Consider the following 1,138-nt stretch of genomic DNA (forward strand, 5'->3'; position numbering starts at 1 on the left):
TGCGGAAACCTTCTCCACAGTGAGATGGGCTGGGGGTGTGAGTGTGACCGTAAGGCAGTGAGTCGACCACTCGACCCCACTTGTCCTCGTCCATGAGTCGTTCAGGTCGATGCCCTGCCTGTGGCCCCTCACGTGTGCAGTGCCGGCCAATCCGTCCCTCAGCCCCTGAGACCGACAGCCTCCTGACTCAGCCCAGAAGTCCCTGAGACATCCCACAGGTGAAGCCGAATCCCCTCCTGGCTCGCCTAAGTACAGGTCAGGAGGGGTATGACGGCGTTGATTCTGGCGGCTTTCAGATGTCCCGGAAGATCTCGATCTGCGCCCCGATCGAGTTCAGCCGCTCCGCCAGGTCCTCGTACCCCCGGTTGATGACGTACACGTTGCGCAGCACCGACGTGCCCTCCGCCGCCATCATGGCGAGCAGGACGACGACGGCCGGGCGCAGGGCCGGCGGGCACATCATCTCGGCCGCGCGCCAGCGGGTCGGGCCCTCGACCAGGACGCGGTGCGGGTCCAGCAACTGGAGCCGTCCGCCGAGGCGGTTGAGGTCGGTCAGGTAGATGGCGCGGTTGTCGTAGACCCAGTCGTGGATCAGCGTCTTGCCCTGCGCCACCGCCGCGATCGCCGCGAAGAACGGCACGTTGTCGATGTTCAGGCCCGGGAACGGCATCGGGTGGATCTTGTCGATCGGCGCCTCCAGCTTGGAGGGCCGGACGGTGAGGTCCACCAGCCGCGTACGGCCGTTGTCCGCGAAGTACTCCGGCGTGCGGTCGTGGTCGAGGCCCATCTCCTCCAGGACCGCCAGCTCGATCTCCAGGAACTCGATCGGCACCCGGCGAACCGTCAGCTCCGACTCCGTCACCACCGCGGCCGCGACCAGGCTCATCGCCTCGACCGGGTCCTCGGAGGGGGAGTAGTCGACGTCCACGTCGATCTTCGGCACGCCGTGCACGGTGAGCGTCGTCGTGCCGATGCCGTCGACCTTGACGCCCAGCGCCTCCAGGAAGAAGCACAGGTCCTGGACCATGTAGTTGGAGGACGCGTTGCGGATGACGGTCGTGCCGTCGTGCCGCGCGGCGGCCAGCAGGGCGTTCTCGGTGACCGTGTCCCCGCGCTCGGTCAGCACGATCGGGCGGTC

The 1,138-nt window shown here is 67.1% G+C and carries 1 protein-coding gene; it reads right to left on the reverse strand.

What is annotated here, in order from left to right; translation table 11 throughout:
• Positions 1 to 292 precede the first annotated feature (292 nt).
• The coding region (locus CCN29_RS33665) for a UDP-N-acetylglucosamine 1-carboxyvinyltransferase (RefSeq protein ID WP_442538673.1) at positions 293 to 1,138 on the reverse strand (846 nt) is incomplete at its 5' end.

Source organism: Streptomyces pseudogriseolus (assembly GCA_002154585.1).
GTDB lineage: Bacteria > Actinomycetota > Actinomycetes > Streptomycetales > Streptomycetaceae > Streptomyces > Streptomyces pseudogriseolus.